The 20,049-nt window shown below is 62.5% G+C and carries 22 protein-coding genes; 12 read left to right on the top strand and 10 right to left on the bottom strand.

What is annotated here, in order from left to right:
• Positions 1-263 precede the first annotated feature (263 nt).
• The gene (locus G6N74_RS09260; RefSeq protein ID WP_165116529.1) at positions 264-794 is read right to left on the bottom strand and encodes a DUF1097 domain-containing protein; all 531 of its coding nucleotides are present in this window, start codon (positions 792-794) and stop codon (positions 264-266) included.
• Positions 795-1,078: 284 nt separating this feature from the next.
• Between G6N74_RS09260 and G6N74_RS09265 the strand changes: the two genes are divergently transcribed.
• Both G6N74_RS09265 and G6N74_RS09270 read left to right on the top strand, forming a co-directional pair.
• The gene (locus G6N74_RS09265) at positions 1,079-1,519 is read left to right on the top strand and encodes an SH3 domain-containing protein (RefSeq protein WP_165116531.1); all 441 of its coding nucleotides are present in this window, start codon (positions 1,079-1,081) and stop codon (positions 1,517-1,519) included.
• A gap of 57 nt (positions 1,520-1,576) precedes the next feature.
• Positions 1,577-2,107, top strand: a complete 531-nt coding sequence (locus G6N74_RS09270) for a hypothetical protein (protein ID WP_165116533.1) — start codon at positions 1,577-1,579, stop codon at positions 2,105-2,107.
• A 33-nt stretch (positions 2,108-2,140) separates the two neighbouring features.
• On the opposite strand, the gene G6N74_RS09275 is transcribed toward G6N74_RS09270, so the two are convergent.
• Positions 2,141-2,965 carry an alpha/beta fold hydrolase gene (locus G6N74_RS09275; protein ID WP_165116535.1) on the bottom strand — a complete coding sequence of 275 codons (825 nt, stop codon included), beginning with the start codon at positions 2,963-2,965 and terminating at the stop codon, positions 2,141-2,143.
• A 131-nt stretch (positions 2,966-3,096) separates the two neighbouring features.
• Between G6N74_RS09275 and G6N74_RS09280 the strand changes: the two genes are divergently transcribed.
• On the top strand, positions 3,097-4,107 hold the full coding sequence (locus G6N74_RS09280; RefSeq protein ID WP_205826582.1) for a GlxA family transcriptional regulator: 1,011 nt from the start codon (positions 3,097-3,099) through the stop codon (positions 4,105-4,107).
• 36 nt (positions 4,108-4,143) lie between these two features.
• On the opposite strand, the gene G6N74_RS09285 is transcribed toward G6N74_RS09280, so the two are convergent.
• Positions 4,144-5,277, bottom strand: coding sequence for a glycosyltransferase family 4 protein (locus G6N74_RS09285; protein ID WP_165116537.1), 1,134 nt, complete (start codon positions 5,275-5,277; stop codon positions 4,144-4,146).
• A 301-nt stretch (positions 5,278-5,578) separates the two neighbouring features.
• On the opposite strand from G6N74_RS09285, the gene uvrB reads away from it, so the two are divergent.
• On the top strand, positions 5,579-8,743 hold the full coding sequence (uvrB, locus tag G6N74_RS09290; RefSeq protein ID WP_165116539.1) for an excinuclease ABC subunit UvrB: 3,165 nt from the start codon (positions 5,579-5,581) through the stop codon (positions 8,741-8,743).
• 3 nt (positions 8,744-8,746) lie between these two features.
• Here uvrB and G6N74_RS09295 read toward each other — a convergent pair whose 3' ends face one another.
• The gene (locus G6N74_RS09295) at positions 8,747-9,118 is read right to left on the bottom strand and encodes a DUF1428 domain-containing protein (protein ID WP_165116541.1); all 372 of its coding nucleotides are present in this window, start codon (positions 9,116-9,118) and stop codon (positions 8,747-8,749) included.
• 279 nt (positions 9,119-9,397) lie between these two features.
• Here G6N74_RS09295 and G6N74_RS09300 point away from each other — a divergent pair, with 279 nt between their 5' ends.
• Entirely contained in the window at positions 9,398-9,994 is a 597-nt protein-coding gene (locus G6N74_RS09300) for a YdeI/OmpD-associated family protein (RefSeq protein WP_165116543.1), read from the top strand.
• Positions 9,995-10,004: 10 nt separating this feature from the next.
• Here G6N74_RS09300 and G6N74_RS09305 read toward each other — a convergent pair whose 3' ends face one another.
• Positions 10,005-10,652 (bottom strand): glutathione S-transferase family protein, encoded by a 648-nt coding sequence (locus G6N74_RS09305; protein WP_165116545.1) that lies wholly within the window; start codon positions 10,650-10,652, stop codon positions 10,005-10,007.
• Positions 10,653-10,830: 178 nt separating this feature from the next.
• Between G6N74_RS09305 and G6N74_RS09310 the strand changes: the two genes are divergently transcribed.
• The 3 genes from G6N74_RS09310 (at position 10,831) to G6N74_RS09320 (ending at position 12,239) form a co-directional block, all read left to right on the top strand.
• Positions 10,831-11,268: a VOC family protein gene (locus tag G6N74_RS09310; RefSeq protein WP_165116547.1), complete on the top strand. Its 438-nt coding sequence runs from the start codon at positions 10,831-10,833 to the stop codon at positions 11,266-11,268.
• Positions 11,269-11,343: 75 nt separating this feature from the next.
• Complete coding sequence (locus tag G6N74_RS09315) at positions 11,344-11,790, top strand: hypothetical protein (protein WP_165116549.1); 447 nt, start codon at positions 11,344-11,346, stop codon at positions 11,788-11,790.
• A 194-nt stretch (positions 11,791-11,984) separates the two neighbouring features.
• Positions 11,985-12,239, top strand: coding sequence for a hypothetical protein (locus tag G6N74_RS09320; RefSeq protein WP_165116551.1), 255 nt, complete (start codon positions 11,985-11,987; stop codon positions 12,237-12,239).
• A gap of 95 nt (positions 12,240-12,334) precedes the next feature.
• On the opposite strand, the gene G6N74_RS09325 is transcribed toward G6N74_RS09320, so the two are convergent.
• Entirely contained in the window at positions 12,335-12,850 is a 516-nt protein-coding gene (locus tag G6N74_RS09325; RefSeq protein ID WP_165116553.1) for a Kazal-type serine protease inhibitor family protein, read from the bottom strand.
• 399 nt (positions 12,851-13,249) lie between these two features.
• Between G6N74_RS09325 and G6N74_RS09330 the strand changes: the two genes are divergently transcribed.
• From G6N74_RS09330 to G6N74_RS09340, 3 genes are all read left to right on the top strand, one after another.
• Entirely contained in the window at positions 13,250-13,462 is a 213-nt protein-coding gene (locus G6N74_RS09330; protein ID WP_008835623.1) for a cold-shock protein, read from the top strand.
• Positions 13,463-13,839: 377 nt separating this feature from the next.
• The gene (locus tag G6N74_RS09335) at positions 13,840-14,052 is read left to right on the top strand and encodes a cold-shock protein (RefSeq protein WP_018428999.1); all 213 of its coding nucleotides are present in this window, start codon (positions 13,840-13,842) and stop codon (positions 14,050-14,052) included.
• A gap of 291 nt (positions 14,053-14,343) precedes the next feature.
• Positions 14,344-14,787 carry a BA14K family protein gene (locus tag G6N74_RS09340; protein ID WP_165116555.1) on the top strand — a complete coding sequence of 148 codons (444 nt, stop codon included), beginning with the start codon at positions 14,344-14,346 and terminating at the stop codon, positions 14,785-14,787.
• 80 nt (positions 14,788-14,867) lie between these two features.
• On the opposite strand, the gene G6N74_RS09345 is transcribed toward G6N74_RS09340, so the two are convergent.
• The 4 genes from G6N74_RS09345 to G6N74_RS09360 all read right to left on the bottom strand — a co-directional run bounded on the left by G6N74_RS09345 (position 14,868) and on the right by G6N74_RS09360 (position 19,279).
• Positions 14,868-15,431 (bottom strand): L,D-transpeptidase, encoded by a 564-nt coding sequence (locus G6N74_RS09345; protein ID WP_376767691.1) that lies wholly within the window; start codon positions 15,429-15,431, stop codon positions 14,868-14,870.
• Between the two features lie 44 nt (positions 15,432-15,475).
• Positions 15,476-15,838, bottom strand: a complete 363-nt coding sequence (locus G6N74_RS09350; RefSeq protein ID WP_165116557.1) for a hypothetical protein — start codon at positions 15,836-15,838, stop codon at positions 15,476-15,478.
• 95 nt (positions 15,839-15,933) lie between these two features.
• Entirely contained in the window at positions 15,934-16,911 is a 978-nt protein-coding gene (locus G6N74_RS09355; protein WP_165116837.1) for a L,D-transpeptidase family protein, read from the bottom strand.
• A 166-nt stretch (positions 16,912-17,077) separates the two neighbouring features.
• Positions 17,078-19,279, bottom strand: coding sequence for a heavy metal translocating P-type ATPase (locus G6N74_RS09360; protein ID WP_246245703.1), 2,202 nt, complete (start codon positions 19,277-19,279; stop codon positions 17,078-17,080).
• Positions 19,280-19,624: 345 nt separating this feature from the next.
• On the opposite strand from G6N74_RS09360, the gene G6N74_RS09365 reads away from it, so the two are divergent.
• Entirely contained in the window at positions 19,625-20,038 is a 414-nt protein-coding gene (locus G6N74_RS09365) for a MerR family transcriptional regulator (protein WP_165116561.1), read from the top strand.
• The last annotated feature ends 11 nt before the right edge of the window (positions 20,039-20,049 follow it).

Here is a 20,049-nt window from a genome sequence, read left to right on the forward strand (position 1 = left end):
CGTTGATTTGCGCGCGCACGCTACAGCAACGGATGCCCAGGTTAAATCCTTCCGCGCCTGAACGCGGAAGGATCGGTAGAGATTGCGTACGGTCCCCGGGGCCTTTCCGACTCAGGAAGAGCCACCCTTCATCCCGCTGCCGCGACCTTCTTCCCATATAGTGACGGGAAGAAGGAGGAAGCCCCGACGCTGACGCCCCCTCTCCCCGTACTTACGGGGAGAGGGTAAGGGTGAGGGGCAGTTTCCGCCGATACCCGAACGATCTAAGCAGCCACCCCCGCAGGCTTGGCTACCAGTGCCCCGGCGATCTTCTCCGACAGCCAGCCGAACAGCGCGCCGACGATCATCGAGACGATGATGTTGATCAGCGGATTGTCGACGACGGAAGTTGAAGTCAACGTCGCCATCTTGCCGGCGAGCAGCGCATAGGCGGCGACGCTGGCAAAGCCGTAGACTGCCGATGGTATCTGCGCCAGCAGCGGCGCATTCGCACCCATGATGAGCACGATGACGGTGACTGCTACCGATATGCCCGCCGCCAGTGGTACGCCGAGCGAGCCGGCAAGCAGCGATATGCCGTAAAGCGCGATCCAGCCGAGGATCGCGCCCCATATGTGGGCTGGAATGTTGGTCTTGAGCGAGCCTTCCTTGCCGCCCGAATGGTAATAGGCGCCCCAGGCAATGAAGGCCGCCCATATCTGCAGGCCAAGTCCGGCCAATGGTCCGACGAAAAGCCAGGTGGCTATGCCGCCGAGTATTCCAACGCTGAGTGCAAGTGCGGTGAGCAATGGCATGTGAATTCCCTCCCTATGGGATTCATCAGGACAGCCACATCGCGTGTGCGCTGTCCTATGCCGGTGCCCTGTTGCTCAAAAGATCAGCAAATTTACCTTACGTCAACCATAGCTTGTGCCCGTGCCTACGGATTGATCAGTCATCAACAGAAAGCCGCGCCCACGCCAGCGAAAGCCGCTGTTACCAGGTATAAAGCATAACCACGCTGCCATATTGGTGCGGCTGGGAATCGGCGCTAGGTTGTATCCGCTTCGAAATGCAATCCGCTCTGGAGGGACGGTCCATGAATTTTCGAAAACTGGTCACCGCCGCAGCCATGCTGGCCGGGATGGTGCTTTTGCCCGCGGCAGCTATTGCCGCCAACGCTTATGTCACCGGCAATGTGAACGTCCGCTCGGGCCCGGGCACCGGCTATGACCGCGTCGGAACGCTCAGCGCCGGCACCACGGTCAATGTGCGCGGCTGCGAAGCCAACTGGTGCAACATCCGCGGTGGCGGCCTGCGCGGCTGGGTCTCGGCGAATTATCTGTCGGGTGCAAGCTATCGCCCGCCGGTGGTCGTCGTTCCGCCGCCCATCATCGTGCGCCCACCGCATTACCGGCCGCCGCATTGGAACCGTCCTCCACACTGGAACCGCCCGCCGCACCGGCCAAGGCCGCCCAAGCCGCGCCCGCCGCGTCCAGGCAACCACTGCAAGATCGCGCCCGGCTTCCCCTGCCCGTGAAGGCAGTAGCCATCCAGGCAAACAACCCCGGCACGGCCTTGTCGCACCGGGGTTTTCGTGAGTAAGTTTCGAGCTATGAAAACCGTGCTGCCGCTTGTTTTTGCGCTGTTCCTATCCAGCCCGGCCCTTGCCGCCTGGGAAGAGATCGACGGCGGCATATCGTCGGTTCCCAAGGAAACCAACAGCACCATCCAGGCGGTCGTTCTCCATTGCGTCGACGGCGCGGCCATCGACGTCTATTCCGGCGGCGACGGCACGATAAAACCGGCGGCCGGCGGCGAGGTTGTGGACTATTTCTACAAGCCCGGCTTCATCCGCGCCGACATCGACGGCAGCACCTTCCCGATGGTCGCTGCCGGCTCGGGCGATGCCGTGGTCCTGTTTTCGGAGGGCAAGGAAGCCGAAAGTTACATGGCGCCGCTGGATGACGCATTGATCGGGGCGCTGACCGCCGGCAAGCTGCTGACGCTCGCTTTCGACCTCAACCCGACAACCGCAGCCGACGGCTCGACCTTCGAAACCTTCGCCTCCTTCGATCTCGACGGCCATGGCGAAACGATCCGCAAGGCCGTCGGTAACTGCGAGTGAGGCAGGCACCGAACCCGCCTCACCCCGCCGGCGTCAGGCCTGAATGAAGGCCAGAAGGTCCGGATTGACGATTTCCGGATGGGTCGTGCACATGCCGTGCGGCAGCCCCTTGTAGACCTTCAACTCGCCCTTCTTCAGCAGCTTGGCTGAAAGCGGCGCGGAGTCGGCAAACGGCACGATCTGGTCGTCGTCGCCATGCATCACCAGCACCGGCACGTCGATCTTCTTCAGGTCTTCGGTGAAGTCGGTTTCCGAAAACGCCTTGATGCAGTCGTAATGGGCCTTCGTTCCACCCATCATGCCCTGCCGCCACCAATTGTCGATGACGCCCTGCGAGACTTTTGCACCGTCGCGGTTGAAGCCGTAGAACGGGCCGGCGGGCACATCGATGTAGAATTGCGCCCGATTGGCAACCAAAGCGGAGCGAAAGCCGTCAAACACCTCGATCGGCAATCCGCCGGGGTTCTTGTCAGACTTGACCATGATCGGCGGCACAGCGCCGATCAGCACCGCCTTGGCGACACGACTGGTTCCGTGACGGCCAAGGTAGCGGGCAACTTCGCCACCGCCAGTCGAATGGCCGATATGGACTGCGTCCTTGAGGTCGAGCGCCGCGGTCAGCGCGGCAACGTCATCGGCATAGGTGTCCATTTCGTTGCCGGTCGCGGTCTGGCTCGAACGGCCATGGCCGCGCCGGTCATGGGCGATCACGCGAAAGCCCTTTTCGAGGAAAAACAGCATCTGGTTGTCCCAGTCGTCGCCGCTCAGCGGCCAGCCGTGGTGAAACACGATCGGCTGTCCCTTGCCCCAGTCCTTGTAGAAGATCTCGGTGCCGTCCTTGGTGGTAATCGTTCCCATGAGCCTGTCTCCTGTGGTTGCGGTTGCGGGTCATAATCTGCCGGAAGCCCTGCCGCCTGATTGCAACACTAGCGTCAATACGGCATGGTGCGGACTGGCAGAAATGACAAAGATCGAGGCGAAACTGACAAATGATGGATCGAGATGAAGCGATCGAAATCGGCCTCGTCCTCTATCCCGGCGTGCAGGCGGCGTCCGTCTATGGCCTCACCGATCTTTTCGCGGTGGCCAACCAGATGGCCGCCGCTCGGTCGCCTGATGCCGCGCATCTGCGCGTCAGCCACTGGCAGCGCTCCGGCGATGCGGTGACACGCGCCTTCGACAGCGAGCCCGGACCCGGCGACGGCCCTGTCGTGATCATCGTACCGCCGACGCTCGGAGACCCGATCGACCGGGAGGCGGCACAGCCCTACGCTGCCTGGCTCCGGGCCCGTCATGCGGCGGGCGCCACGCTGGGTTCGGTCTGCGCCGGCGCCTTCGTGCTCGCCGAATCCGGTCTCCTGTCCGGCCGCCCGGCCACGACGCACTGGGCCTATCAGGAGGCCCTGGCCACCCGCTTCCCCGACATAGCGCTCGATGCCGACAAGCTCGTCATCGACGATGGCGACATCATCACCGCCGGCGGTTACATGGCCTGGACCGACCTCGGGCTGAAGATCGTGGACAGAATTCTCGGCTCCGCAGTCATGATGGACACGGCGAGGTTCATGCTGGTCGATCCGCCGGGCCGGGAGCAGCGTTTCTATAACCCCTTCGCGCCGCGGCTGACCCATGGCGATGCCGCTATCCTCAAAGTGCAGCACTGGCTGCAGCAGGTCGGCGGGCGCAACGTCACGGCTGGTGCGATGGCGGAAAAAGCGGGGCTGGAAGAGCGCACCTTTCTACGCCGCTTCCACAAGGCCACCGGCCTGAAGCCCACCGAATATTGCCAGCACCTGCGCGTGAGCAAGGCGCGGGAATTGCTGGAATCGTCGACGCAGCCGATCGATCAGGTTGCCTGGGACGTCGGCTATGACGACCCGGGTTCGTTCAGAAAGGTCTTCATCAAGGTGACCGGTCTTGCGCCAAGCGACTACCGGCGTCGTTTCGGAGCAGAGCAGAACCGCTCGGCATTTCACGAGGAAATGCCGGCAATGGGTTGATCCGGCGACGCTGCCCGACGACCCGGAACCGCTTGCTTACCTTGCCTTGTCAGGCACCCATCTGTCCGCCGGGTTCTTGAAATATTTCCAGCCGCGGTCGCGCGCCCGGCCGAGTGCGGCGAAATAGATGTCCTCGATCTGCGGCAGCATCGCCTCAGGCGCCAGTTGCTCGGTGACCGTTTGCCTGTCCGCCGCACCAGCCTCAACCTGCCATTGCGGGTCGCGCGCAAAACGTTCCGCCGCTTTCGAAAGGCCGTCCACGTCACCGACCGTGAAAAGGCGGTCGGCCGGAAGCAGATCTTCCATATTGCCGACATCGGTGGAAATGGCGGGAATTGCCTGTGCCATCGCCTCCAGCGGCGCGATCGGCGCCTCCTCGGCTATCGACGTGCACAGGAAAAGATCCATCGCCGCCACCAGTTGCACGGCATCCTCGCGGGGGCCGACGAGATGGACCTTGCCCCGCAAGGCCGGATCGTCGAGCGCGCCCTGCCAGCCCGGCATCATCGCACTCTTGTCCACGCCCCCGACCAGCATCAGTTCCGCGTCGATGCCCTTCCCGAGCAGTCGCTTCAGGATCCGCAGCATGTCGATCTGGCGCTTGCGTGTCCCGATCAGGCCGACCGAGCCGAGAAGGAAAGTGTCCTGCCGGATGCCCAGCTTCTGGCGTGCAAGGCTTCTGGCCTCGGCCGAAACCGGCCGCAAGGCCGCGCTGTCGAACATGTTGGGCACGATGTGCATCCTGGCCGGCGAGACCAGCAGGCGCTTGATGTAGTAATCCGCCGTCTGCCGGCTGAGCCCGACAACGGCATGGGCGAAACGCCACGGAATCTGGAACTGCCGCGTATGCGCCGTCATCACCGCCGGCGCACCATCGGCAATGGTGAAGATCATCAGGAACTTGTTGGCCCGGCTGCCATGTGCATGAACCAGCGTGCGGCCCCAGTCGCGTATCGGATAGCCGGTGTTGCGCAGGTCGGTCGGATTGGTTCGAAAGCTGCTTTCCAGCATCTTCACCGGGCCAACGAATTTCTGCCGTTGTATCCAGCTCTTTCGCGGGTGGATCAGCATCACCTCGTGGCCAGCCTTGATCTGATTATCGATCAAGGTCTTGGTGCTCGTCGCGACACCATTCAGGGCATCGTGGCTTATGAGATGAGCGATCTTCATGAACGATCGGTTTTTCCGCTTGGCCTCAGCGGCCTCTGAGATTCCAATTCAGAAAAACCGCGTGGGGCGCGTCGATTTTTCCGCACCCCTCATATGGGGTTATTTGTCTTTGCGCAAAGCCGTTTGCGAGTCTTCGCAAAATTCAGCGGGATAGCGCAATCGGGCTACATCGGCCGCAGCTTGATTGTCGCGTCAAACCACTGCCGACTCCTGACACCCTACTGTCAGCAGCCGAACATTGCGCCTGCCTTTCATCTACCTTTCTCTTTTCATTTCTCCGGACTCCCACCATATTCCGGTCATGGCCAAATCTCCCGACAAGAAATCGCCGCGCGAAGCGGCTGCTCGTGACGACCGTCCGGCGAAGGGCGTGCGCCGCAGCGCGCTGACCGATTTCATGGACGCCGCCGAACCGCTGGAGCGCAAGGGCTTTGCCGAGGCACCACAAGCCGAGTTCACCGGCGCACCATTGAGCGGCTCGATTTCGGACTGGGCAGAGGAGATTTCGAAGGAAGCCGAAAAGGCCAAAGCCAAGCCCAAAAAAGTCCCCGAACGCTCCTCCGCCCCGACTAAATCGGCGCGCGGCACCTCCATGGGCGGCGCAGCCACCGCCCGTGAACGCTCGGCGGCCGGCCTCAACCCCGTTGCCGGCCTCGACATTTCGCTGGAAGACGCCGAGAAAATGTCTGCGTCGGGCGGCGTTACCGCCACGGTCGCGGCGCTCTCCGCCCTGATCGAATCCGGCAACCCGCTGCACAAGAATGGCGAGCTGTGGGTTCCCCACCGCCCTGCCCGCCCGGAAAAATCCGAAGGCGGCGTGGCGATCAAGATGGTGTCCGACTTCGAGCCCGCCGGCGACCAGCCGACCGCGATCAAGGATCTGGTCGAAGGTGTTGGCAATCATGACCGCACGCAGGTTCTGCTCGGCGTCACCGGCTCCGGAAAAACCTTCACCATGGCCAAGGTGATCGAGGAGACCCAGCGCCCTGCCTTGATCCTCGCGCCCAACAAGACGCTGGCCGCCCAGCTCTATTCGGAGTTCAAGAAGTTCTTCCCCGAAAACGCGGTGGAGTATTTCGTCTCCTATTACGATTACTACCAGCCCGAAGCCTACGTCCCGCGCACCGACACCTTCATCGAGAAGGAAAGCTCGATCAACGAGCAGATCGACCGCATGCGCCACTCGGCGACGCGTTCGCTGCTGGAGCGCGACGACGTCATCATCGTCGCCTCCGTCTCCTGCATCTACGGTATCGGCTCGGTCGAGACCTATACCGCCATGACCTTCCAGATGATGGTCGGCGACCGCCTCGACCAGCGCGCGCTGCTCGCCGACCTCGTCGCCCAGCAATACAAGCGGCAGGACATCAACTTCGTGCGCGGCTCGTTCCGCGTGCGCGGCGACACGATCGAAATCTTCCCGGCCCACCTGGAGGATTCCGCCTGGCGCATCTCGATGTTCGGCGACGAGATCGACAGCATCACCGAATTCGACCCGCTGACCGGCCACAAGACCGGCGACCTGAAAAGCGTAAAAATCTACGCCAATTCGCACTATGTCACGCCGCGCCCGACGCTCAACCAGGCGATCAAGTCGATCAAGGACGAGCTTAAGGGCCGCCTTGTCGAACTGGAAAAAGCCGGCCGCCTGCTGGAAGCCCAGCGGCTGGAGCAGCGCACCCGCTTCGACCTCGAAATGCTGGAGGCCACCGGCTCCTGCGCCGGCATCGAGAACTATTCGCGCTATCTCACCGGCCGCCGCCCCGGCGATCCGCCGCCGACTTTGTTCGAATACATCCCCGACAACGCGCTGGTCTTCGTCGACGAAAGCCACGTCACCATCCCGCAGATCGGCGGCATGTATCGCGGCGACTTTCGGCGCAAGGCGACGCTGGCGGAGTATGGTTTTCGTCTCCCCTCCTGCATGGACAACCGCCCGCTGCGTTTCGAGGAATGGGACGCCATGCGCCCGCTTTCGGTCGCCGTTTCGGCCACCCCAGGCGGCTGGGAGATGGAGGAAGCCGGCGGCGTCTTCGCCGAGCAAGTCATCCGCCCGACCGGCCTGATCGACCCGCCGGTGGAAATCCGCCCGGCCAAATCGCAGGTCGACGATGTCGTCGGCGAGATCCGCGAAACGACTAAGGCCGGCTACCGCACGCTTGTGACGGTGCTGACCAAGCGCATGGCCGAAGACCTCACCGAATATCTGCACGAAAATGGCATCCGCGTGCGCTACATGCACTCCGACATCGACACGCTGGAGCGCATCGAGATCCTGCGCGACCTGCGCCTCGGCGCCTTCGACGTGCTGGTCGGCATCAACCTGCTGCGCGAAGGCCTCGACATTCCCGAATGCGGCTTCGTCGCCATCCTCGACGCCGACAAGGAAGGTTTCCTGCGTTCCGAAACCTCGCTCATCCAGACCATCGGCCGCGCCGCGCGCAACGTCGACGGGAAAGTGATCCTCTATGCCGACAACGTGACGGGCTCGATGGAGCGCGCCATGGCCGAGACGGCGCGCCGCCGCGAGAAGCAGGTCGCGTGGAACGAGGCCAACGGCATAACTCCCGAAAGCGTCAAGTCGCGCATCTCCGACATTCTCGACTCGGTCTACGAAAAGGACCATGTCCGCGCCGACATTTCGGACTTCGCCGCCGACGGCAACATGGTCGGCAACAACCTCAAGGCCCATCTGGAAGCGCTGGACAAGCAGATGCGCAACGCCGCCGCCGATCTCGACTTCGAGAAGGCCGCCCGCCTGCGCGACGAGATCAAGCGCCTGCGCGAGATGGAACTCGCCGTCTCCGACGACCCGCTGGCCAAATATGCCGACATGGAAAGCCCGGTTTCCGGCCGCGAAAAGGGCAAGCACAACAAGGGCCGCGCCATCCACCGGGCGGTCGACGACAACGCGCTCTCCCCGCAGGAAGAGCGCACCAAACAGCGCGCCGCCTCGGGCCGGTCGCTCTTTGCCAAGCCCGAGCTGGACGAAATGGGTGCCGACGGCGCAAAGCCGCTTGGCAAGACCCCTCCATCCAAACCGCTCTTCGCAAAACCCTCGCTGGACGACATGGGACCCGGCACCGACGCGACGACACCCGCCGGCGCGGTGTCGCGCTCGCTGTTCAAGAAGCAGTCCGCCCACGAAGCCCACGGCGCCGACTACGGCTTGCCGGATGACGCCCACAAATCGTTGTTCAAGAAGAACTCGCTAGACGAAATGACCGTCCGCCGCACCGAAAAGCCGGTCGAAGGCGTCAAGCCGGCGAAGCCGTCTTCCTCTCCCCTTGTGGGAGAGGATAGCTCGCCCCGCGAGGCGAAGCCGAGCGGTTCGGCGAACTTGGTGAGGGGTGACGACGCCAAACCCATCAACCGCGAACGCGCCGGCATAGGCTCCTATGAAGACCCCACTGATGCCCGCCGCCAGAAGCGGCGTCCGGGCAAGACGGGTCGGCCGGGGCGGTAGCGCCTAACCGCGCTCGCCCTGTTCCAGCGCCATGAAGCTCTGGAACCCGCCAAAGATCATGCGTTTCCCGTCGAAGGGCATGTCGGTCATGAAGTCGTTCATGCGTGTGTCCGCCTGCACCTTCTTGTTGATCGCATCGCGGTCCTCGCGCGACGCATAGACGACCCATGCGAAGATGACGACCTCGTCGTCCTTCGCATGCACGGCGCGCGGAAAAGAGGTGAACTCGCCATAGGGCACATCGTCGCCGATGCATTCCACATAGGCCAGCGCGCCATGCTCCATCCACACGTCACCACCCACTTTTGCCATGGCCTTGTAGGCATCGATTTTGCTCTTCGGCACGGCAAGCACGAACCCGTCGACATAAGACATTACGATCTCCTCTGCGGTTTGACGTCCAAAGGACGTTTCATCGAGGCCGATTCCGACATTGCTTCTTCATTTTTCCGGTTCCTCGCCAGCGAGCGAGGCGAAGAAGAAACAGCGCGGTCTCAATCCTCCAAACTGATTGCTTTTCACAACCAGTACGGTAATGCCATAACCGATATTGTTTTGCAAGCAGTCTATTGTTTGAAAGAAACGAATTTGCGGTCTATGCCTGCACGAGCCACCGCTTGGCACAGAGTCTTCCGCACAGGAGCATACCGGCCGATGGCACCATTCAAGGTCGATCCGGACAAGGTTCACGCATTCGAGACTGCCGAGACGTTCTATCGCTGGCTCGAAAAACATCACGACAGCGAAGACGAGGTCTGGATCAAGATTCACAAGGTGAATTCGGGCCTGAAGTCCATCACGCCGGTCGAAGCCATCAATGTCGTGCTCTGCTGGGGCTGGATCGATGCGATCCGCAAGGGTTTTGACGAAAACAGCTTCCTGCAACGCTACACGCGGCGCGGCAAGAAGAGCATCTGGAGCCAGATCAATGTCGACAACGTCGCCCGCCTGATCGAGGAAGGCCGCATGACCGCGCACGGCCTGCGCGAAGTCGAAGCCGCCAAGGCCGACGGCCGCTGGGACCGCGCCTACAGCAGCAAGGACATGAAGATTCCCGACGATCTTCAGGCCGCGATCGACGCCGAACCGACGGCCAAAGCGATGCTCGCAAAACTCAGCGCACAAAACCGCTTCGCACTGGCCTTCCGCACCCACAACATGAAAACCGAAGCCGGCCGCAAGAAGAAGATCGCCACCTTCGTCGACATGCTCAAGCGCGGCGAAACGATCTACCCGCAGCGGGAGAAATAGCGGACCTTTGTCAGCCGGCCGTTGGCTTGTTCACCGCCAGCTGAGCATCGTAAGCGCGCTTGTATGCGGGCCGTGCTTCGCCGCGGGCAACATAGGCGGAAAGGTTCGGATATTCGTCCAGCAAGCCCGACGCTCTCAACCTGAGCAGCACCGACACCATCATCAGGTCGCCGGCGCTGAACGCGCCATCGAGCCATTCGGCATCGCCAAGGCGACGAGAAAGTTGGCCCAGCCGGTTGCGGACGCGATCCTCGACGAGAGGCATGCGTTGCGCGGACCAGGACTTGTCGCTCTCAAAAATCCTGGCGGTTACGAGTTCAAGGATCGGCGGCTCCACCGTGTTGAGCGCCGCGAACATCCATGTGATCGCGCACGCCCGGGCATTCGCATCGTCCGGCAGCAGGCCCGTATGGCGCTCCGCGATGTGGAACACGATCGCACCCGTCTCGAACAGGCCGAGATCGCGTTCTTCGTAGGTCGGAATCTGCCCGAAAGGGTGAAGCGCCAGATGTGCCGGTTCCTTCATCGCACCGAACGAAACAAGACGAACCTCATAAGGCTGACCCACTTCTTCCAGCGCCCAGCGAACGCGCGTATCACGCGCCAGTCCCTTGCCGCCATCGGGCGACCGCTCAAAGGCGGTAATCACAATAGTCATCGCCGTTCTCCATAGCTTGTCCGTCTTGAAGACGATTGGCCAGACGAGATGCCGACACCCCCTGCTCGATATACCTGTTGCCGACTTTAAAAAATTCCCCGCCCCTGTCGGTTTCCCTCCTCCCCGTTCGTCATAGTGTCAGCCCTCCGCGGCACAACCCGAACGACAGGAGCTTTTCATGTCCGAAGCAAGCGCACAGACCCTCGAACAGCCGGCCCCGAAAGTGCTTGGCGGCCTCATCGCCTATCTGCAGGTCGACGGCGCAATGAAGGTGGCCGAGTTCTACGCCAAGGCTCTCGACGCCAGGCAGGTCTTCGCCGTTCCGCCAGACGAGCAGGGCCGGACCATGCATGTCCATCTCTACATAAACGGCTCGTCGCTGATGCTGTGCGACGCCTATCCCGAGCATGGCCATCCGCATCAGGCGCCGCAGGGCTACACCATGCAGCTCATTCTGGAGAACGACACCATCGACAAATGGTGGGACCGCGCAGTCAAGGCCGGCATGGAAGTGATAACGCCGCTTCAGGTCATGTTCTGGGGCGACCGCTGGGGCCAGCTCCGCGACCCCTTCGGCATCAACTGGGCCATGAACGCACCTGTTAAACAGGCCTGAGCGCTTTCGCGGCCCTCGTCCTGAGCGCCTTTCTTCCCTCATCCTGAGCCTGTTGAAGGATGAGGGAAGAGCGAGATGGCGCTCGCAGCGGCGTCATCCCGCAAGGCGAGCGAAGCCTACGGTAACAACCCTGAAGTCGTCATCCCGGAAACCGGAGCGAAGCGGAGGTTATCCGGGACCTATTGGCCGCAGCATTGTCAGGCACGGCCCGGGCCGCGCAACGAGATGCTGGCGCTGCTGCATTCCATGGCGACCGATGCCGGCATTCCGGAAAAATGCGAAGACGCCGCCTGCCGTCGCAGCGGCATCTGCCGGGCCGAGACGCTCGGCGAGCAAGGTCCACCCTGCGGCGCGCATTGGCCGGACGCGCTGGTGCAAAGGTTCGAAGGCGCCTGCGAGGGTATGGCTCTGTCCTGGATACTGGAAGAACGCCGCGCCGACCGCGCCCGCAACGCTCTGGTGCCGCCGCAGCCCGCACAGCCCAGGGCCAGCAAGAAACGGCCTGTTTCCAAAGCGCGTTAACCTTACAGCGATGTTACGAAACGTGAGGAGAACACTCCGCTTAACACACCGTTAAACTGGGCCTGGCGCGTCATGCTTGCCGAAAGCCGATTCTGGCCTTCGGCAAGCATGAGACGCAGATTTGAGAACCTTCAGCGTGGCCTCGTCCAGATGAGCGTGCGGCGCTGTGACGAGATGTTCGGAGACGCTTTTTCATGACGAAATTTCCGCCCACCGCCTTTGCCCTCATCCTGTCGGCAGCAGCCGGCTTTGCCGCCACGAGCGCCGCCATGTCTCCGCCGCGGAGCATCGAAGACGAGAGCCAGGCAATTGCGGACGGCGGTTGCCATACCGACAATCGCACGCATCACGCCTCGGAACGGGAGCGCTCGGTGCGGCACTTTCATCGCGTTCCCGATTGCGCCGCGGTCGAGCGAGGGCTTCATCGCCATGGTCGGCAGGCGGAATGACATCGCGTCAACATCGCCTGATCACGATGACCAGAAAGGCCAACGATCGCACCCTGCCGGTCATGCCCGGCAGGGCAGTGTCAGGAAACCGTCCCTCAGCAGGGGCCGTTCTGGTCGACGATGCGGTAGTCGGCCGCGCGTGCCTCGCAGGCATTGCCAAAGGTGCGGGTGCTGCCGCGACGGGTGGCGCAGACCGGCCTGTAGTCCTGGGTGCAGAAGGCCTGCTCAGGGTCGGGGCGTGGCGGGCGCGTGCCCGGACCGGGGTATTCTGGACGCGGCGGGCGCGTGCCCAGGCCGGGATATTCTGGACGGGGCGGCCGTGGTCCCATGCCACCGCCACCATCGTCGCCACGACACTGGCCGTCGCGGATCACACGGTAGCCGGCGCGGTCGGCTTCGCAGGCGTTCGGGAAGGACTGGCGGTCACCACCCCTGCGAGCGCACACCGGCTGGTATTCGCGGGTGCAGAAGCGAGGACCCGGCTCCGGGCGCGGACCGGGATAAGGTCCCGGGCCGGGGCCAGGTCCCTCAACCACGGTACAGGCCGAAAGCATCGCCGCGCCGACGATCGCCGCGCCGCGGCGCGAAAACAATGTCGCAAAGAAATTCATGACCTCTCCCTTGGCCCCGTCCCCAAAGCAACGGCTGTCGCTGCTTTTCAATCCTCGCAACTTTGCCGCTAAATGCAATCCCCGGCGTTGCGGAATACCCTGCATGGGACTGATTTCGTTAGGCTTTGCAAAGCCCCTGTTTTTCGGCCCTTCGCCGGCGTCTTGCCAGCATCACGTTTCCGTGCAATAAATTTTGTGTTCGGGCGTTTGCTGACCCGGAGACTGGAACGTTTTGCACGAGCCCTTTCCCCGACACTGTGAATCTCTGACAGCCCCGTTCATTGGCGGGGGGTTTTGCCATGCGCCAATGCATGACCGCCAAGCAGCCACCAACCCGGCCTCCGGCGCCAGACGGAAGACCGGGACTGACCAACGAAACGGGTGAAGGAGTTCTCCCCAATGTCCCAGAGCGGAACCGTAAAATTCTTCAACGCAACCAAAGGTTTTGGTTTCATCACGCCTGACGGCGGCGCCAAGGACGTGTTCGTCCACATCTCCGCCATCGAAGCGTCCGGCCTGCGCACGCTGGTCGACGGCCAGAAGGTCACCTTCGACGTCGAGCCGGACCGCATGGGCAAGGGCCCCAAGGCGGTAAACCTCAGCGCGGCCTGAGCCCTTCTGCCATCCCGGCGATGGCATTCGAGCTTTTTTGAAAAAGGCGGGACCTCGCGGTCTCGCCTTTTTTGTCCGCAACTGTCACCGGACAAAATTCCGCCTGCGGTTAGAACTGCTGGCGGGCGCAAAAACTTTTGCTTGCCCCAACCGCTAAAATAATGGAGAAATTTCGGCTTCGGGCATTTGCCGGCCCGGAGACTGGAATGGCCTGCACCGGGGGGTTGCTGCAAGGTTCTCCCGGCTGGATCGCGAAACGAGAGGGCCTCGGCAGAGCCCCGGCGCGATAAACTGTTTCTTCTCCTCCCGTAAGCGTCCGACAGCATGGGATTCGTCCCGGCTGAACTGGACTATGAGGGGATAATAAGGAGTTTCCCATGCCGCAGACCGGCACAGTCAAATTCTTCAACCATGCCAAAGGCTTCGGCTTCATCACGCCGGACGATGGCGCGAAGGATGTCTTCGTCCACATCTCGGCGGTACAGGCCTCCGGCCTTCCCGGTCTCGAGGATGGGCAGAAGGTTTCATTCGACACCGAGCCGGACAAACGCGGCAAAGGTCCCAAGGCGGTCAATCTGACGGTCGGCTGAGGCCCGTCAGCCTGCCCCGGGCTTCCGGCCCTCGCAGGCGCCTGACGCCGACGGCATTGCCCGCACGGCGGCTCTACCAGGTTCGAATGTCCTGGCCACGCGGCCGGGACAATATGGCAAAGCGGCCCGTATTTGCCTGACATGGCGCATCCGCTGCCAGATTCACCGAAACTGGCAAATCCTTAACTAAGACATAAAAGCCGTTCAGCCTGCATTCAGGTGCGGTGCCCTATTTCTCGTCTCAACGCTTGGCCCGCCCCTTAAAATCGGGCTCGCGTGAAGGAGACCAAAATGAATCGCTTTCTCAAGACCGCCATCCTTGGCACCGCTGTGGTCGCAACCACGCTGACGGCCTTTTCGGCGGCAAATGCAGACGATCGCTGGCGTCATCATCGGCACCATGGCGGCGGTGGCGACGCTATCGCCGCCGGCGTTCTCGGTCTGGCGGTCGGCGCATTGGCCGTCGGCGCGCTGAATACACCGCCGCCCCCGCCGCGCGACCGCTATTATGAGCCGGACTACAGCTACGGCGAACCGGACTACACCTATGTCGAGCCGCGCCGCGTCTATCGCGAGCGTCCGCGCCGGGTTTACGTTCAGGAATACGCAGCTCCGCTGGAGCCGTGGTCGCCAGCCTGGTACCGCTACTGCGAGGGCCGCTACCGCACCTTCGACGCACGGTCGGGCACCTATGTCGGCTATGACGGCCAGGAGCACTTCTGCAACGCCGGCTAATCCAGCCGCAAACGGATAAAAAAACGGCTCCCCGTGCAATCGCATGGGGAGCCGTTGGTGTTTTGGGCTTCCGGTTCTTGTCAGAGAACCACGACAGCCGCGCCAACCGGCACCCGCTCATAGAGGTCGGCAACGTGGTCGTTGACGAGCCGAATGCAGCCGTTTGAAACAGCCGTCCCGATCGTCCAGGGCTCCGTCGTGCCATGAATGCGGTAATAGGTGTCACGGCCGTTTCGATAGAGATACAGCGCCCGCGCACCGAGCGGATTGCCGGGCCCGCCGGGGACACCGTTGGAATACTTGGCGTATTTGTCAGGCTGGCGCTTGATCATGTTGGCGGTCGGCGTCCAGCTCGGCCATTTCGCCTTCCGGGCAATTTCGGCCTTGCCCGACCACGCCAGCCCCGCCCGTCCGACCCCGACACCGTAGCGGCGCGCCACACCGAACCCCTCGACCAGATAGAGGAACCTGTTGCGTGGATCGACCACGACGGTGCCGATCGGATAGCCGCCCGGAAAATCGACCAGCTGCGGCATGAATTTGGGATCGATTGCGAATTGTTTTTTCGGCTTGGCAGCCTCGGCAACACCGGGCACCACCGCGCTGGCGGCGAGGCCGAGCATGAAAACACGACGATTGAACATTGTCTTACCCTTTGAAGACCTGAAACATGAATTGAGCTATCGTTTCAAAGGCTTCGAAGGTTGGGTGGCTTCTCGGAAACCGGCCAAACACCGGTCACGGGCTGCGGATCGCCGCGCCAGCCCATCCAGCGAGTCGGCGAGATGACGCCATGTAGCAGCGCATCTGCCATGATCGGCGTCATGTCGATCTTGCACAACGCCTTTCGTGGGGCCCGCTCGTCCTGCACATCGCCATCGGGCTGGTCGTCAGAAAGAAAGGCCTTCGCGTCCAGCTTCTGGGAACACGGCGTCGGCTTGCCGAAAGCGGGCGCAGCGATGTTTGCGACGCCATCTGCCGCGCCGGCATGCATCGTCATGACCAGCGCCACGACGAAACCCATAACGCATCGCAGCAGCATGTTACCCATGCCGCGCACTATCGGTGAAAACCCTGTCGGACTGGTTAGCGCTCGATCAAAAAGACGTGAATGGCAGTCAAATCAGCGGCTTGGCTGCCTCGCGGTCACTCCCCGGGATTGTGCGGATCGGCAAGTGCTGCATCGGGACGGCTGATCGGCACCAGCGTGCGCGACGTCTTTTTGGCAAGCTCCTTGGCGCCGTTGCGCTGCAGGATGGCCCGGAAGCTCGGATGCATGCCGCCATCCGAATAGGCATGAACGGCGACGGGTGTGCTGCTGGTCATCGCCGTCTCCATGGCGCGCATCTCCGCGTCACGCTTGGCGAGCAGAGCCGGCTCTTCCATCGTCGTCATCGGCGGGCAGGCAGCCAGCGGATCGGCAGGCTCGCCGCCTTCGAACTGCGCGTCGAAGACATAGCGGCGCCCGCAGGCGGAAATCGTCGGCTGGCGGCGCGACACTTCGAAAATGTCGTAGCCTTCCTTGAGGTTCTTCCAGAACTCGATGTTCGGATCGTTGCGGTATTTGGCCATGTTCTGCGCCGTCATGCGGAACGGGAAGGCCTGGACCTGGAAGGTCGTCTGCCCACCCTTCAGCGCCTCGCGGGCGACCGCGTAGATTTCGGCGACGCCATCGTCGGTCATGGCATAGCAGCCGGAAGACGAGCAGGCGCCATGCACCATCAGCGCCTCGCCGGTATAGCCAAGCGCGCTTTCAAGCCGGTTGGGGAAACCAAGGTTGAACGACAGGTAATATTGCGACTGCGGGTTCAGCATCGATGCCGAAACGGTGTAAAACCCTTCCGGCGCCTGGCGGTCGCCGTTGCGGACCTTCGGCCCGAGCTTACCGGACCAGCGGCACATCGGATAGGTCTTGAGCAATGCGTAGCGGCCGCTGCGATTGCGCTTCCAGATCTCCAGCTCGCTTTCCTGCTTGAAGATGCGCACCACGATCGGATCAGACGGCTTCATCTGCTTGGCATTCATCTGCCCCATCAGCTTGGCCGGTATCGGCTGGATCGCCCTCTTGTCGACGTCGAGCACGCTCGACACGCAGCCCGAAAGGACTGCCGAGAGTGTCACCATCGCAAAAAGAATCGCAAATCTACGCAGCAAATCCAACCCGATCCGTCCAAGGAAACCCGTCACCCAGCCTCGACCTGCCATAATTGTGTGGCAGAACTGCGGGCATGGCGGTTCATATCATCGCTGCTATTGTTGGTCAGCATGATTAACGAAGAGTTGACCGCAGTCAGCCCTGCATCCGCTTGTCTCCTGCGTTGAGCAGGCGCAGCGCGTTGCCGACGACCAGCAGCGAGGCGCCGACATCGGCAGCGATCGCGCCCCACATCGTGGCGATGCCAAGTGCCGTCAAGGCCACGAACAGCGCCTTGACGCCAAGCGCGAAGACAATGTTCTGGCGGATGATCGACATCGCCCGCCTGGAGTGTCGGATCAGCCACGGCACCTTGGAGAGATCGTCCGTCATCAGCGCGATATCAGCCGTCTCAATCGCGGCATCGCTGCCGATCGCGCCCATGGCGATGCCGAAATGCGCCCGCGCCATCGCCGGCGCATCGTTGACGCCGTCGCCGATCATCGCGACCATCGCATGCCGCTTGGTCAGCGCGTCGATGGCCTCGACCTTCTGCTCAGGCAGCAGTTCGGCTCGCACCGTGTCGATGCCGACAGCCTGCGCCACGGCATTGGCGGCAGCACGGTTGTCGCCGGTCAGCATGACGACTTCTTTCACGCCCTCCGCATGAAGCGCCGAGAGTATTGCTTTCGCCTCGGGCCGGATCGTGTCGGCGAGCGCGATGATGCCGCAAAGATGCTCGTCATTGCCGATGATGACCGTTGTCGCCCCCGCATTTTCCAGCTCGGCAATTTGCGCCGCCACCGCATCGTCCGCCTGACCGCGCTCCACCACATAGCGCCAGGAACCCAGCCAATAGGTCTTGCCGTTGAACGAGCCTTGCACGCCCTTGCCGGGAAGCAGCTTCACGTCCTCGGCCGCCACCGCCTTGACCTTCTTCGAGGCGAGATACTGCGTGACAGCCTGCGCCAGCGGATGAGAACTTCTGGCTTCCAGCGCTCCTGCCCTTTGCAGCAGTTCTTCCTCGGAATGGCCGGAAAGCGGAATGACGCGCGTCACCTGCGGCTCGCCCTTGGTCAGCGTGCCGGTCTTGTCCATGGCGAGTGCGGTGAGCTTGGCCGGCAGTTCGATGAAAGTGCCGCCCTTGATGAGCACGCCGTTGCGCGCGGCGGAAGCCAAAGCAGCGACGATGGAAACCGGCGTCGAGATGACCAGCGCGCAGGGGCAGGCAATGACCAGCAGCACCAGCGCATTGTAGAACCAGGCTTCCCATGTCCCGCCGAACAGCAGTGGCGGCACCACGAACACCAGCAGCGCCAGAACCATCACCGCCGGCGTGTAAACCCGCGCGAAACGCTCGACCCATTGCTCCACGGCGGCACGGCGGCTGTGGGCGTCCGACACCATGCGGATGATGCGCGCCAGCGTCGTGTCGGTCGCCGCCTTGGCGGATTCGACTTCGAGCAGGCCATCGCCATTGATGGTGCCGGCGAACACCTCGTCGCCGATCTCTTTCGAAACCGGGATGCTCTCGCCGGTAATCGGCGCCTGATTGACGGCGCTGGCACCCGACACGATGCGCCCGTCGAGCGCGATGCGGTCACCGCCGCGCACGATGAAGCGGCTGCCGACGGCAACCTCGGCCGCTTTCATTTCGCGCTCGCCATTGGCGTCCTTGACCCGCACCACCGGCGGCGCCAGATCAAGCAAGGTCGAGACGGCGTTGCGTGCTCGCCCGACGCTCCAGCTTTCGAGCAGCAGCGACAGCGCAAACAGGAAGGCAACGGTTGCCGCCTCGAACCACTCGCCGATGATCAGCGCGCCGGCAACCGCGACCATCATCAAAAGATTCATGTCCGGCGAGAGGCGCTTCAGCGAATACCACGCCTTGATGGCGACGAAACGCGCGCCGGTGATGACCGACAGCAGCAGCGCCGCCTGCTCGGCCAGCGGCGCACCGGCGGGATGATGAAAACCCATGATTTCCAGGAACGACTGCCCCGGCGAAGTCACGACATGCACGGCAAAACCGGCAAGGAGAAAGATGCCGCTGAGCGCGGTGAAAAGCTTCTGTTCGCCGAGCCGCGCATCCTTGGCCGGCGGCGCGCCCTCCTGCCACGGCTCAGCCTTCAGACCAGTCGCCGCGACCGCCGAGACGATAGCGGCATCACGCACCGAACCGGCGCTGTCGAGGATCGTCATGCGGCCGTTGAGTACGTCGAAGGCAAGGTGCCTGTCGCCACCGACAACCGGCCCGACCGCCGTCTTCAGCGTCGCGACTTCCTCTGCGCAGTCCATGCCGAAGACGCGGAAACTGCGCCCGGATGCTTTCTGCGCCGCCGTGGGCGCCTCCGGCAACGGACCATGATCGTGGCTATGATCATGCGCGTGGTCATGGCTATGGGAATGCCCATGGTCATCGTGCTTGTGCGAATGCTCGATGATTTTCGCATGCCCGGAATGGTCATGACCGCAGCAGGACGCGGGTTCAGCGGCGTGAGAGTGAGTAGTTTTCCGGGCAGACATGGTTCGGCTCCTGTTCATTCAGAAGCGGCGTAACATCTATAGCAACTAGAGCTACAAGAGCCTTTTTGCCGTTTTCTAACATTTTTCATCCTCGACCTGCGATCGCTCCTTGAAGCTTGACCTACGCCGAGAAAGGCCCCACATCTCCAGAGACTAGAGCTATTCAGGGAGTCAAAAATGCTGACCATCGGCGACCTGTCGCGCAGGACCGGCGTGAAAATTCCGACCATCCGCTACTATGAGCAGATGGGCTTGATCGCGGCGGCCGAGCGCTCCGAAGGCAACCAGCGTCGTTATACGCGCGAGGAACGAGACCGGCTGTCCTTCATCCGCCACGCCCGCGACCTCGGCCTGACCATCGAGGCGATCCGCGAGCTGATCGAGCTAAGCGCCCATCCCGAACAGCCCTGCGCCGAGGCCGACCGCATCGCCGCCGAGCAATTGCTGGCGGTGCGCGAGAAGATCGAGAAGCTGAAGCGGCTCGAAAGTGAACTTGAGCGCATCACGACCCATTGCCATGGCGATCAGGTCAAGGATTGCTATGTCATTCAGGCGCTGGCGAACCATGATCTTTGTGAGCATGAGCATTAGAAATTCGGGGG

Source organism: Mesorhizobium zhangyense (assembly GCF_011045115.1).
GTDB lineage: Bacteria > Pseudomonadota > Alphaproteobacteria > Rhizobiales > Rhizobiaceae > Mesorhizobium_M > Mesorhizobium_M zhangyense.

What these genes read in the sequence shown, in the direction of transcription:
- G6N74_RS09355 (WP_165116837.1), bottom strand. Translation starts at nt 16,911, where the DNA reads ATGGTGACACTCTCGGCAGTCCTTTCGGGCTGCGTGTCGAGCGTGCTC.
- G6N74_RS09340 (WP_165116555.1), top strand. Translation starts at nt 14,344, where the DNA reads ATGAATCGCTTTCTCAAGACCGCCATCCTTGGCACCGCTGTGGTCGCA.
- G6N74_RS09345 (WP_376767691.1), bottom strand. Translation starts at nt 15,431, where the DNA reads ATGTTCAATCGTCGTGTTTTCATGCTCGGCCTCGCCGCCAGCGCGGTG.
- G6N74_RS09285 (WP_165116537.1), bottom strand. Translation starts at nt 5,277, where the DNA reads ATGAAGATCGCTCATCTCATAAGCCACGATGCCCTGAATGGTGTCGCG.
- G6N74_RS09260 (WP_165116529.1), bottom strand. Translation starts at nt 794, where the DNA reads ATGCCATTGCTCACCGCACTTGCACTCAGCGTTGGAATACTCGGCGGC.
- G6N74_RS09325 (WP_165116553.1), bottom strand. Translation starts at nt 12,850, where the DNA reads ATGAATTTCTTTGCGACATTGTTTTCGCGCCGCGGCGCGGCGATCGTC.
- G6N74_RS09320 (WP_165116551.1), top strand. Translation starts at nt 11,985, where the DNA reads ATGACGAAATTTCCGCCCACCGCCTTTGCCCTCATCCTGTCGGCAGCA.
- G6N74_RS09315 (WP_165116549.1), top strand. Translation starts at nt 11,344, where the DNA reads ATGGCGCTCGCAGCGGCGTCATCCCGCAAGGCGAGCGAAGCCTACGGT.
- G6N74_RS09300 (WP_165116543.1), top strand. Translation starts at nt 9,398, where the DNA reads ATGGCACCATTCAAGGTCGATCCGGACAAGGTTCACGCATTCGAGACT.
- uvrB (WP_165116539.1), top strand. Translation starts at nt 5,579, where the DNA reads ATGGCCAAATCTCCCGACAAGAAATCGCCGCGCGAAGCGGCTGCTCGT.
- G6N74_RS09275 (WP_165116535.1), bottom strand. Translation starts at nt 2,965, where the DNA reads ATGGGAACGATTACCACCAAGGACGGCACCGAGATCTTCTACAAGGAC.
- G6N74_RS09295 (WP_165116541.1), bottom strand. Translation starts at nt 9,118, where the DNA reads ATGTCTTATGTCGACGGGTTCGTGCTTGCCGTGCCGAAGAGCAAAATC.
- G6N74_RS09305 (WP_165116545.1), bottom strand. Translation starts at nt 10,652, where the DNA reads ATGACTATTGTGATTACCGCCTTTGAGCGGTCGCCCGATGGCGGCAAG.
- G6N74_RS09310 (WP_165116547.1), top strand. Translation starts at nt 10,831, where the DNA reads ATGTCCGAAGCAAGCGCACAGACCCTCGAACAGCCGGCCCCGAAAGTG.
- G6N74_RS09280 (WP_205826582.1), top strand. Translation starts at nt 3,097, where the DNA reads ATGATGGATCGAGATGAAGCGATCGAAATCGGCCTCGTCCTCTATCCC.
- G6N74_RS09350 (WP_165116557.1), bottom strand. Translation starts at nt 15,838, where the DNA reads ATGGGTAACATGCTGCTGCGATGCGTTATGGGTTTCGTCGTGGCGCTG.
- G6N74_RS09330 (WP_008835623.1), top strand. Translation starts at nt 13,250, where the DNA reads ATGTCCCAGAGCGGAACCGTAAAATTCTTCAACGCAACCAAAGGTTTT.
- G6N74_RS09265 (WP_165116531.1), top strand. Translation starts at nt 1,079, where the DNA reads ATGAATTTTCGAAAACTGGTCACCGCCGCAGCCATGCTGGCCGGGATG.
- G6N74_RS09335 (WP_018428999.1), top strand. Translation starts at nt 13,840, where the DNA reads ATGCCGCAGACCGGCACAGTCAAATTCTTCAACCATGCCAAAGGCTTC.
- G6N74_RS09365 (WP_165116561.1), top strand. Translation starts at nt 19,625, where the DNA reads ATGCTGACCATCGGCGACCTGTCGCGCAGGACCGGCGTGAAAATTCCG.